Origin of the sequence: Actinoplanes sp. NPDC020271 (genome assembly GCF_044388125.1) — a bacterium.
In the GTDB taxonomy this organism is placed as follows: Bacteria; Actinomycetota; Actinomycetes; order Mycobacteriales; family Micromonosporaceae; genus Actinoplanes.
Genome location: NZ_JBIRWQ010000004.1, coordinates 569812 through 581047, shown reverse-complemented (window position 1 = coordinate 581047; position 11236 = coordinate 569812). Strand labels below are relative to the sequence as shown.

10 protein-coding genes are annotated in these 11236 nt (G+C 69.7%); 8 read left to right on the top strand and 2 right to left on the bottom strand.

Annotated elements, in window-relative coordinates; all coding sequences use genetic code 11:
* Nucleotides 1–145: 145 nt before the first annotated feature.
* Complete coding sequence (locus ACH442_RS12840) at nucleotides 146–961, bottom strand: M23 family metallopeptidase (protein ID WP_396338116.1); 816 nt, start codon at nucleotides 959–961, stop codon at nucleotides 146–148.
* A 121-nt stretch (nucleotides 962–1082) separates the two neighbouring features.
* Entirely contained in the window at nucleotides 1083–1841 is a 759-nt protein-coding gene (locus ACH442_RS12835; protein WP_396338115.1) for a M23 family metallopeptidase, read from the bottom strand.
* A gap of 370 nt (nucleotides 1842–2211) precedes the next feature.
* Between ACH442_RS12835 and ACH442_RS12830 the strand changes: the two genes are divergently transcribed.
* The 8 genes from ACH442_RS12830 to ACH442_RS12795 all read left to right on the top strand — a co-directional run bounded on the left by ACH442_RS12830 (nucleotide 2212) and on the right by ACH442_RS12795 (nucleotide 11152).
* Nucleotides 2212–2616: a cobalamin B12-binding domain-containing protein gene (locus ACH442_RS12830; protein WP_396338114.1), complete on the top strand. Its 405-nt coding sequence runs from the start codon at nucleotides 2212–2214 to the stop codon at nucleotides 2614–2616.
* 476 nt (nucleotides 2617–3092) lie between these two features.
* The gene (gene sucC / locus ACH442_RS12825; protein ID WP_396338113.1) at nucleotides 3093–4271 is read left to right on the top strand and encodes an ADP-forming succinate--CoA ligase subunit beta; all 1179 of its coding nucleotides are present in this window, start codon (nucleotides 3093–3095) and stop codon (nucleotides 4269–4271) included.
* A 4-nt stretch (nucleotides 4272–4275) separates the two neighbouring features.
* Complete coding sequence (gene sucD / locus ACH442_RS12820; RefSeq protein WP_396338112.1) at nucleotides 4276–5157, top strand: succinate--CoA ligase subunit alpha; 882 nt, start codon at nucleotides 4276–4278, stop codon at nucleotides 5155–5157.
* 113 nt (nucleotides 5158–5270) lie between these two features.
* Nucleotides 5271–6725: a DUF6350 family protein gene (locus tag ACH442_RS12815; RefSeq protein ID WP_396338111.1), complete on the top strand. Its 1455-nt coding sequence runs from the start codon at nucleotides 5271–5273 to the stop codon at nucleotides 6723–6725.
* A gap of 45 nt (nucleotides 6726–6770) precedes the next feature.
* Nucleotides 6771–7388, top strand: coding sequence for a phosphoribosylglycinamide formyltransferase (purN, locus tag ACH442_RS12810; protein ID WP_396338110.1), 618 nt, complete (start codon nucleotides 6771–6773; stop codon nucleotides 7386–7388).
* Nucleotides 7389–7461: 73 nt separating this feature from the next.
* Nucleotides 7462–9021: a bifunctional phosphoribosylaminoimidazolecarboxamide formyltransferase/IMP cyclohydrolase gene (gene purH / locus ACH442_RS12805; protein WP_396338109.1), complete on the top strand. Its 1560-nt coding sequence runs from the start codon at nucleotides 7462–7464 to the stop codon at nucleotides 9019–9021.
* Nucleotides 9022–9195: 174 nt separating this feature from the next.
* Nucleotides 9196–9786: a pentapeptide repeat-containing protein gene (locus ACH442_RS12800; protein ID WP_396338108.1), complete on the top strand. Its 591-nt coding sequence runs from the start codon at nucleotides 9196–9198 to the stop codon at nucleotides 9784–9786.
* A gap of 151 nt (nucleotides 9787–9937) precedes the next feature.
* Nucleotides 9938–11152, top strand: a complete 1215-nt coding sequence (locus tag ACH442_RS12795) for an NADP-dependent isocitrate dehydrogenase (protein WP_396338107.1) — start codon at nucleotides 9938–9940, stop codon at nucleotides 11150–11152.
* The last annotated feature ends 84 nt before the right edge of the window (nucleotides 11153–11236 follow it).

Genomic DNA, 11236 nt, shown 5'->3' with positions numbered 1-11236 from the left:
GGGGGGGCCCCCCCCCCCCCCCACCCCCCGCCCCCCCCCCCCCCCGCGGGGGGGGGGGGGGGGCCCGGCCCCCCCCCCCGCCCCGCGCCCCCCGCCCCCCCGCCGCCCCCCCCCCCCCCCCCCCCCCCCCCCGCCCCGGCCCCGTTCAGTACGCCGAGCAGCCGGCGATGTCCACGCCGTGCTGGTGCATCCACGCGGTCGGTTCGACCGGGTTCTTGTAGTGCCCCTCGTGCACCTCGAAGTGCAGGTGCGGGCCGGTCGAGTGCCCGGTCGAGCCCTCGTCGCCGATCTGCTGGCCGGCCTGCACGGCCTGCCCCACGGTGACCGCGATGCGGGACAGGTGCCCGTAGTGGGTGAGCCAGCCGTTGCCGTGGTCGATCAGCACGGCGTTGCCGTACCCCTCGGCTTCTCCGGCCCGGATCACGACGCCGGCGCCCGCGGCGAGGATCGGGCTCCCGTCCGGTGCGGCCAGGTCGACGCCGGCGTGCAGGCGGCCCCAGCGCTGCCCGAAGCAGGAGGTGACGCGCGCGGCCGGGTTCGGGTTGACCCAGGCGGCGCCGGTCGCGCCGGGCACGGCCGGCGGGGCGGCCTTCGGGGTGGGCCGGTCTCGCCGTTTCACCGGTTCGGCGGAGTGGACGGCTCCGGTGTCGGCGTCGGTGTCGGGCTCCCAGGGGTACGCCTTGGCGGGCGCCTCGTCATCCGCCGGCGGCACGATCGGCAGCGCGGCCCCGGCGTGCGCGGCGGTGTGCCTGTTCGGGGCGGTGTGGTGTGCGGGGGTGGCTGCGGAGGCGGCGGCCCCGGCGACGCCGATCCCGGTGGCGAGGGTGGCGGTCAGCGCGGTGAGCGAGATCGCGGAGCGGCTGCGGCTGGCGAAGAGGGCCGGGAAGGCCGGGGCCCGGTGCCGGTGGAGGCGTTCCTGGCGGTGCCGCCCGTGCCTGCCCGCGCCCGTTTGCTGCCCCACGCGAGACTCTCCTCCCGACGACCGTGATCAGTGCTGTCACGGTTCTGTCGGCCCCGATGGGGGAGCGCTGAGGGGGTGTGCGGCCGGTCCAACCAGTTTGCTACCGAAACGCGCCGATCATTCAGGAGGAGGCGTCGGCCTTGGCCTGCATCGAGTAGTACGACTCGATCTGGAGCTGGATGTCGACTCCGTGGGCCTTGAGGAAGGTGATCGGGTCGACCGGCTTGCCGGCGACGTGAATCTCCAGGTGCAGGTGCGTCCCGTACGAGTAACCGGTGTTCCCGACTTCACCGATCACCTGGCCGGCCTTGATCGTGTCGCCCTTCTTCACCAGCAGCCGCCGGGAGTGGGCATAGATGATCTCGGTGCCGTCGTCCTGCCGGACGGTGATCGAGTTGCCGTAGCCGCCGTTGTAGCCGGCCGCGGTCACCGTGCCGCCGTGCACCGCCATGTACGGCGTGCCCTCCGGGGCGGCCAGGTCGATGCCGGCGTGCAGCTTGCCGAACCGGACCCCGAACGGGGCGGTGAACTCGTAGTCGTCGAGCGGCAAGGCGTAAGCCTCGGCGGCGACCTGATCGTCGGTCAGTGCGGTGCCGGCCTTGGCGGCGGCGTCCCGGTTCTCACCGCGGGAGGCGCGGCTGGGGTCGGAACGGTTCGCCAGGGCGTCCGTGGCGGCCTGCGACTGCTGTGACTGGTCCAGGCTCTGCAGCACGTCCGGGCTGACGGCCTTGGCGTCGGAGAGGTTGGCGGCGCCGAGGGCGACCACACCGGCTCCGACGAATGCGGAGGTGACGACAGCGGCGTAACGGCTGCGCGGAGGAGTGGGTACGCGGCGGCGGCCGCGATAGCGATCGGGCTCAGACGACAAGCGCTGGCGCACGAACAACCCTCCGTCGACGACATTGCGGCGGCACCCTCGCACCCCGCGTCAAGCGGTTAACGAGTGTTGGCCGGGCGCTCGCTTGGGGATGAACCTGTGCGGGAGCCGTGGCCACGGTAACGAAACGGCTGCCCACTCACAAGTCGCAGCGCCATTTTCGTGACAGTTCCACGCCGGTATTGATCGGCTATTGTCCGAATTGGCTTACTTTCCTTAGGGGCAAATTAGCGACGGTGTGTAATCGCCCATAAAACGGAAAGTAATGTGACCGGAGTAACCATTCCCGGGCCGTGTCCTGGTCGGGGGTGCTACCCGCGGCCGGGCGCCGCGGGTTACCGTTCGTTCAGGTGGACACCGAAGAGGGGTTGGCATGCAAGCACGGATCAGGGTCGTCGTGGCGAAGCCCGGCTTGGACGGGCACGACCGGGGCGCCAAGGTGGTGGCCCGCGCGCTGCGCGACGCGGGTATGGAGGTCGTCTACACCGGGCTGCACCAGACGCCCGAGCAGATCGTCGAGACGGCGATTCAGGAGGATGCCGACGCCATCGGCCTGTCCATCCTGTCCGGCGCGCACATGACGCTGTTCCGCCGGGTGCTGGAACTGCTGGCCGAGCGCGAGGCCGCTGACATCGTGGTATTCGGTGGCGGCATCATTCCGGAGGACGACATCACGGAATTGGAATCACTCGGTGTAGCGAAGGTATTCACGCCCGGTGCGACTACCGCATCCATCATCGAATGGGTCCGCGCCAATGTGGGAAGCCAGGTCGCCTGAGGCATAGGGAAGGGCCGGACGCACCCCTCACACGTCCGGCCCCTCTATGCGCGATGCCCCGCCGCCACCCCTCGACCGACAGGGCATCGGCCGCTTTCTGGTCCGCGTGCCCGTGTAGCAGCCCGCCGACATCACACTCAACGACCCCCTCTCGTCCGGGGTTACGCGCGCCCGCGTGACTTTTTCCGAACACTTCCGGGCGCGTCGAAAGACCCGCCCCGGCAAGCTCTTCTCGCGCAGCCGTCCCGACCGTCCCGGAGCTGCGATTTTGTCCCTCCAGTGTGTGGTCTTGCACACGGTGTACCCGCGAGGGCACGGAGCCCGATTCGATCGCTAGTCTGCGGATGAGGGCCATGAGAAGGATGGCCCGACGATCCTCACGCTGGCGGCGCCACTGCGACGCGCCGCGCACACAACAGGTCGGGACGCAATGGTGCGGCTTGCCGGCGCTTGGCGTCGCGAGCGAAAGGAGACACGTGGACCTGTTCGAGTATCAGGGGCGCGACCTGTTCGAACGGCACGGGCTGCCCGTGCTGGGCGGCGGCGTCGCCGAGACCCCGCAGGAGGCCCGGGCGATCGCCGAGCGCCTCGGTGGCAAGGTCGTCGTCAAGGCGCAGGTCAAGGTCGGCGGCCGCGGTAAGGCCGGCGGCGTCAAGCTGGCCGACGGCGCCGACGAGGCCGAGGCCCGCGCGACCGACATCCTGGGCATGGACATCAAGGGCCACACGGTTCACAAGGTGATGCTGGCCGAGACGGCCGACATCAAGGAGGAGTACTACTTCTCCTACCTGCTGGACCGGGCCAACCGCACGTTCCTCTGCATCGCCAGCGTCGCCGGTGGTATGGAGATCGAGACGGTCGCCGAGACCGACCCGGACCGGGTCGCCAAGGTCGCCATCGACGCCAGCAAGGGCGTGGACGAGGCCAAGGCGCGGGAGATCGTCGCCCTCGCCAAGTTCCCGGCCGACGTCGCCGAGCAGGTCGTCGACATCGCGGTGAAGCTGTGGCAGGCCTTCGTGGCCGAGGACGCGCTGCTGGTCGAGGTCAACCCGCTGGCCAAGGTCGGCGACGGCCGGGTGCTGGCGCTCGACGCCAAGGTCACGCTGGACGAGAACGCCGGCTTCCGGCACCCCGACCACGAGGCGCTCGAGGACAAGTCCGCGGTCGACCCGATCGAGCAGGCGGCCAAGGCCAAGAACCTCAACTACGTCAAGCTCGACGGCGAGGTCGGCATCATCGGCAACGGCGCGGGCCTGGTCATGTCGACCCTGGACGTCGTCGCGTACGCCGGTGAGCGGCACGGCAACGTCAAGCCGGCCAACTTCCTCGACATCGGTGGTGGCGCGAGCGCCCAGGTGATGGCGAACGGCCTGGAGATCGTCCTCGGCGACCCGGCCGTCAAGTCGGTCTTCGTGAACGTCTTCGGCGGCATCACCGCCTGTGACGCGGTGGCCAACGGTATCATCCAGGCCCTCGAGCTGCTCGCCGAGCGCGGCGAGACGGTCACCAAGCCGCTCGTGGTACGCCTCGACGGCAACAACGCCGAGGCCGGCCGCGCCATCCTCGACGGCGCCAACAACCCGCTGGTCACGCGGGTCGACACGATGGACGGAGCGGCAGAGAAGGCCGCCGAGCTCGCGGCTGCGGGGAAGTGAACTAATGGCTATCTGGCTCACCAAGGACTCCAAGGTCATCGTCCAGGGCATCACCGGTGGTGAGGGCTCCAAGCACACCAAGCGGATGCTCGCCGCGGGCACCAACGTGGTCGGCGGCGTGAACCCGCGCAAGGCCGGCACCAAGGTGGACTTCGACGGCACCGAGCTTCCGGTGTTCGCCACGGTCGCCGAGGCGATCAAGGAGACCGGCGCCGACGTGTCGGTCGTCTTCGTCCCACCGGCGTTCACCAAGGCCGCCGTGGTCGAGGCGATCGACGCCGAGATCCCGCTCGCCATCGTGATCACCGAGGGCGTGCCGGTGCAGGACTCGGCGTCGTTCTGGTCCTACAACGTGGCCAAGGGTGAGAAGACCCGGATCATCGGCCCGAACTGCCCCGGCATCGCCTCGCCGGGTGCGTCGAACGCCGGCATCATCCCGGCCGACATCACCCCGCACGGCCGGATCGGCCTGGTCAGCAAGAGCGGCACGCTGACCTACCAGCTCATGTACGAGCTGCGGGAGTTCGGCTTCTCCACCGCCGTCGGCATCGGTGGCGACCCGATCATCGGGACCACGCACATCGACGCGCTGAAGGCGTTCCAGGAGGACCCGGACACCGACGCGATCGTCATGATCGGTGAGATCGGTGGCGACGCCGAGGAGCGGGCGGCCGAGTTCATCAAGGCCAACGTGACCAAGCCGGTCGTCGGCTACATCGCGGGCTTCACCGCCCCGCCCGGCAAGACCATGGGTCACGCCGGCGCGATCATCTCCGGCTCGGCCGGCACCGCCGACGCGAAGAAGGCGGCGCTGGAGGCGGCGGGGGTCAAGGTCGGCAAGACGCCGAGCGAGACCGCCCGGCTCATGCGCGAGATCATGAGCTGACCATCGATTTTCTACGGTCGGCGCGCCGCGGGCCGGGTCGATACGACCCGATCGGCGGCGCGCCGTCGTATCTGCATCGCCGTAAGTGCTCCGGCGTGACAAGGTAGGTCGCGATGCCCAGCACAACCGACCGTCCCGGCGGCTCGGAGGACCCGTTCGCGGTCGCCGAGGCGCTGCAGTCCGTGGTGCGGGACACCGAGGCCCTGCCGGTCCGGGACGAGTCCGCTCCTGACCCGGCGACCAGGGACACCGTCGTCGTCGACGACGAGGTGCTCGGCCGGCGCGAGACGGTCCGGGTGCCGAGCCAGCGCCGTCCTCCGGAACGGCTACGTGGTGCGCCGCTGCCGGTCGCGGTGGCTTTCGCCACGATCTGGGCGGCACTGCTGATCTATCTGCCCGTCACCGCCGCGATGGGGCTGGCCCGCACCCTGGAGGGGCAGGGCGGCCTGGCCGGGGCGGCACACGCCGGGGCGGCCGCTTGGCTGCTCGGTCACGGGGTGCCGATCGGTACGTCGATCGGCCCGCTCGGGCTCGCCCCGCTCCTGCTCACCGCGCTCGTGCTGTGGCGGCTCAACCGGGCCGGGCTGCACGTGACCAGGGCGATCGGCGCGCGGCGCTCGGGCTCGATCGGGTCGGCGCTCCTCGTGGCCGTGTGCATCGGGGCGACGTACGCGGCAATCGGTGCCTTGACCGCCCACCTGACGGATGGTCGCGGCACTCAGGTCTCCACCGCGCGGGCCGCGTCTGATTTTCTGCTGCTCGGGCTGATCGGATCGCTGATCGGCGCGCTGCGCGGCAGTGGCGCCGTCACCACGCTGGCCCGGCGTGTCCCGCCGGCGCTGCGCCACGGCCTGCGGACCGGTCTGGTCGCGGCGTTCCTGATGCTCGGAGCCGGCGCCGCGGTCGGTGGCCTGTCGGTGGCGCTCAGCGGCGGCGACGCCACGAAGATCATCGCCGCGTACCACACCGGGACGGCCGGCCAGGCCGGGATCACGCTGGTCAGTGTGGCCTACGCGGTGAACGCGGCGATTTGGACCACCGCCTACCTGCTCGGGCCGGGTTTCGCGCTCGGCGTCGGGTCGATCGTCTCGGTGACCGAGCTGGCGGTCGGTGACCTGCCCACGCTGCCGCTGCTGGCGGGCCTGCCGAACGGTCCGGCCGGCGCCGGTGGCACGTTGCTGCTGGCGCTTCCGGTGGTCGCCGGGGCTGTCGCCGGCTGGGGCCTCACCCAGCGCTTGCGGTACGGGCGGGCGCACGCCTGGGGCCCGGGCCGCGGTTCCGGGGCGGAGGGTCCGGAGCCGTCCTGGTCGTTGCTGATCGGCGCGGGCCTGCTCGCCGGTCCGGTGACCGGTCTGGTGGTGGGCGTCCTCGCGTGGTGCTCGGGCGGGCCGGTCGGCAGCGGGCGCCTCGCCCAGATCGGGCCGGCCGCCGGTCAGGTCGGGGTGGTCGCCATGGTCGTCGCCGCGATCTCGGTGATCGTCGGTGCGACAGCCGCCCGGGTCTTCAGCACCTCGCGTCGCCCGGCCGGGAGCAAGAGCCGCGCCTCGGTGAACAAAAGCCGCAGATAACCGCCCGATTTCGGTTGCTCCGTGCGGCCCGGATAGGGTGCTCAGGTGACTGACCCCGCGCCCGCCCGCCTGGTCGTCCTGATCTCCGGATCGGGCAGCAACCTGCAAGCTCTTCTCGACGCGGCCACGGATCCGGCCTACGGTGCCGAGGTCGTCGCCGTCGGGGCGGACCGGGACGGCATCGCCGGTCTCGAGATCGCCGCCGCGGCCGGTGTCCCCACGTTCGTCGACTCGGTGAAGGCTTACGAGACCCGCGACGACTGGGATGCCGCGCTCACCGCGCACGTCGCCGCACACCGGCCCGACCTGGTCATCTCGGCCGGTTTCCTCAAGCTGGTCGGCAAGCAGTTCCTGGACGCGTTCGGCGACCGCTACATCAACACGCACAACGCGCTGCTGCCGTCGTTCCCCGGCATCCACGGGCCGCGCGACGCGCTCGCCTACGGCGTGAAGCTGGCCGGCGCGACGCTCTTCTTCGTCGACGCGGGCGTCGACACCGGACCGATCATCGCCCAGGTCAGCGTTCCCGTGCTCGACGACGACACGGAGGAGACGCTGACCGAGCGGATCAAGGTGGCCGAGCGGGCCCAGCTGGTCGACTACGTCGGCCGCCTGGTCCGTGAGGGCTGGACCATTCAGAACAGGAAGGTACGGATCCCGTGACCCAGCGCAGCGAGGGCACCATTCGGCTCAGTCTCAACAGTCATGCCGGCGCGGAGCGAAGCGGAGTGTCGGCATGACCGACCAGGGGTTGCGGCCGATCAAGCGGGCGCTGCTGAGCGTGTGGGACAAGGCCGGCATCGTCGAGCTGGCCCAGGCGCTGCACGCCGCCGGCGTGGAGATCGTTTCGACCGGCTCCACCGCGTCGACCGTGGAGAAGGCCGGTGTCCCGGTGACCCGGGTCGAGGATCTGACCGGCTTCCCGGAGATCCTCAGTGACCGCGTGAAGACCCTGCACCCGAAGGTGCACGCGGGTCTGCTCGCCGACCTGCGGCTCGACAGCCACGCGCAGGAGCTGGCCGAGCACGGCATCGAGCCGTTCGACCTGCTGGTCAGCAGCCTTTACCCGTTCTCCGAGACGGTCGCCTCCGGGGCGAGCGAGGAGGAGTGCATCGCCAAGATCGACATCGGTGGTCCGGCGATGGTCCGCGCCGCGGCGAAGAACCACGCCTCGGTCGCGGTCGTCGTCTCCGCTTCGTCATACCCGTTGATCTTGTCGGCGCTGCAGAGCGGCGGATTCACGCTGGCACAGCGCAAGGTTCTGGCATCCGAAGCGTTCATCAACATCGCGGAGTACGACGTCGCGGTGGCGAACTGGACCGCCTCGACGCTGGTCGAAAGCACGGAGTGGCCGGAATTCGCCGGCCTCGCCCTGAAGAAGCAGAACATTCTGCGGTACGGCGAGAACCCGCATCAGCAGGCCGCCCTGTACACCGATCCGAACGCTCCCGCCGGGCTGGCGCAGGCCGAGCAGCTCAACGGCAAGGAGATGTCCTACAACAACTACGTCGACGCCGACGCCGCCTGGCGCACCGCGAACGATTTCACCGACCCGGCCGTGGCGATCATCAAGCACGCCAACCCGTGCGGCGTGGCGATCGGTGCGGACGTGGCCGAGGCGCACCGCAAGGCGCACGAGTGCGACCCGGTCTCCGCGTTCGGCGGCGTGATCGCCGTCAACCAGGAAGTCACGCTCGAACTGGCCAAGCAGGTCGCGGAGATCTTCACCGAGGTGATCGTGGCGCCGTCGTTCGCGCCCGAGGCCCTCGACGTGCTGCGCGAGAAGAAGAACCTGCGCGTCCTGGTCGCCCCGGCGTGGAACCCGCCGCCCGCGGAGATCCGGCAGGTCGGCGGCGGTGTCCTGGTGCAGCTCTCCGACCGGATCGACGCCGACGGCGACAACCCGGCCAACTGGACGCTCGCGACCGGCGCCCCGGCCTCCGCCGAGGTCCTGCGCGACCTGGCGTTCGCCTGGCGGGCCATCCGCAGCGTGAAGAGCAACGCGATCCTGCTGGCGCACGACGGCGCGACCGTCGGCATCGGCATGGGCCAGGTCAACCGGGTCGACTCGGCGAAGCTGTCGGTCGCCCGGGCCGGGGCCGAGCGGGCGGCGGGCAGCGCGGCCGCCTCCGATGCCTACTTCCCGTTCCCGGACGGGCTGGAGGTGCTGATCGAGGCCGGCGTCAAGGCGGTGGTCCAGCCCGGCGGTTCGATCCGCGACAACCTGGTGATCGAGGCCGCCGAGAAGGCCGGTCTGACGGTCTACTTCACCGGCACCCGCCACTTCTACCACTGAGTCTGATTGCTCCGCTGAGTCTGATTGCTCCGCTGAGTCTGATTACTCCGCTTCGCTCCGCGCACGAAACGCCTTGTAACCGCTGAGGAGTCAGATGATTTTCCGCCACCCGCAAAGCCCGCGGGCGTCGGAAAATCAGCTGGCTCCTCAGCGGCGGCGTTTCGAGAGAATCTCATGAGCCAGCGGGTGGAGCGGCGGTTCTCGGGGGAGGACTGGGCGCTTGCCGAGGAGGAGCGCGTTCACTACGTGGACTGCGTGTTCCATGACGTGGACTGGAGTGAGTCCACGTTCACGGCCTGCACGTTCGAGCGGTGCGAGTTCGGCAACGTCAAGTTCAACGCGGCCACGTTCAAACGCACCGCGATCCTGCAGTCCACGCTGCGCCGCTGCTCGTTCTTCGACGCCACGTTCGACGACTGCAAACTGACCGGCACGACGTTCGACGACTGCGGATTGCGCCCCCTCACCGTGACCGGCGGTGACTGGGGTTTCGTGTCGCTGCGCGGGCACGATCTGTCCGGCATCCGGTTCGGCGCGCTGCGGCTGCGCGAGGCCGATCTGACCGGGGCGGACCTGTCGAAGGCCGACCTGCGGGGCGCGGATCTGTCGAATGTCCGGCTGAAGAACGCCGTACTCAAGGGATCTGATCTCCGGGGTGCCGATCTTGACGGCGCACCGCTGCGCGACGTCGACATCGCCGGCGCGAAGATCGACCTCGCTCAGGCGGCACAGTTCGCCCGTGCCTACGGCGCGATCATCAGCTGACCCCGGGCTCGTGACGCTTATCGGCACGCACGGGCGTCATCGCTGGGATGGTAGAGGGGGATCACCAGTTCGGGGCCGCCCGGCGATCTTCAGCGGGCGGGCAGTACGCTCGTACTGCTAAGCGTGTGTTTCGGGAGAGGAGCGCCGGCCGATGGCGAAAATCAAGGTCAAGAACCCGGTCGTGGAGATCGACGGCGACGAGATGACCCGGATCATCTGGAAGCAGATCCGTGAGCAGCTGATCCTGCCGTACCTCGACGTCAACCTCGAGTACTACGACCTGGGCATTCAGTACCGGGACGAGACCGACGACCAGGTGACGATCGACTCCGCCAACGCCATCAAGCGGCACGGTGTGGGCGTCAAGTGCGCCACCATCACGCCCGACGAGGCGCGGGTGCAGGAGTTCGGCCTGAAGAAGATGTGGCGGTCGCCGAACGGCACGATCCGCAACATCCTCGGCGGCGTCGTCTTCCGCGAGCCGATCATTCTGAGCAACGTACCCCGCCTGGTCCCGAGCTGGACGAAGCCGATCATCATCGGTCGTCACGCCCACGGCGACCAGTACAAGGCGTCGGACTTCGTCGCGCCCGGCAAGGGCAAGATGACCGTCACCTTCACCCCGGAGGACGGTTCCGCGCCGATCGAGATGCACGTGGCCGACTTCCCGGCCGGCGGCGTCGGCATGGCGATGTACAACTTCGACGAGTCGATCCGCGACTTCGCGCGCGCCTCGTTCCGGTACGGTCTGGCCCGCAACTACCCGGTCTACCTGTCGACCAAGAACACGATCCTGAAGGCCTACGACGGCCGCTTCAAGGACCTGTTCGCGGAGATCTTCGAGACCGAGTTCGCGGACCAGTTCAAGGCCGCCGGCATCACCTACGAGCACCGGCTGATCGACGACATGGTCGCGGCCGCGCTCAAGTGGGAGGGTGGCTACGTCTGGGCCTGCAAGAACTACGACGGTGACGTGCAGTCCGACACCGTCGCGCAGGGCTTCGGCTCGCTCGGCCTGATGACCTCGGTCCTGATGACGCCGGACGGGCAGACCGTCGAGGCCGAGGCCGCGCACGGCACTGTCACCCGGCACTACCGGCAGTGGCAGAAGGGCGAGAAGACCTCGACCAACCCGATCGCGTCGATCTTCGCGTGGACGGGTGGGCTCAAGCACCGCGGCAAGCTGGATGGGACGCCGGAGGTCACCCAGTTCGCCGAGACGCTGGAGCGGGTCTGCATCGAGACCGTCGAGGGCGGTCAGATGACGAAGGACCTGGCGCTGCTGATCAGCAAGGACGCGCCGTGGCTGACCACGGACGAGTTCATGAACGCGCTCGACGAGAACCTGGCGCGCAAGCTCGCCTGATCACTCGCGGACAACAAACCCCAACCCCTTTATGTGGTACGGCGTGAGCGGTGCTCCGTGCGTACCACATGAGGGGTTGGGGTT